The organism is Paenibacillus sp. EKM212P, assembly GCF_011066115.1.
In the GTDB taxonomy this organism is placed as follows: domain Bacteria; phylum Bacillota; class Bacilli; order Paenibacillales; family Paenibacillaceae; genus Paenibacillus; species Paenibacillus polymyxa_B.
The window spans coordinates 1-231 of the sequence record NZ_JAAMNR010000084.1 but is presented as its reverse complement, the minus strand read 5'-3'; the positions used below and the strand labels follow the sequence as shown (position 1 = coordinate 231).

General features: G+C 53.7%; 1 protein-coding gene. It reads left to right on the top strand.

From position 1 onward, the window contains the following. Positions 1-231, top strand: a 231-nt coding sequence (locus tag G9G54_RS25145) for a condensation domain-containing protein (RefSeq protein WP_165179974.1), incomplete at both ends; no start/stop codon positions are given.

Here is a 231-nt window from a genome sequence, read left to right as displayed (position 1 = left end):
CAAGGACTATGCGGTTTGGCAGCATGCCGATATGCAAAGTGAACGTCTTCGTGAGCAGGAAAGCTACTGGCTGAACATGATGGCTGGTGACATTCCGGCGCTGGATATGCCAACGGATTTTGCAAGACCAGCCGTACAGCGTCTGGAAGGAGCGCGATTGGAATTTGCGATCAGCTTGGAGGATAGCGAGCAGTTGAAACAACTGGCCGCGCAAACCGGCTCCACCTTGTA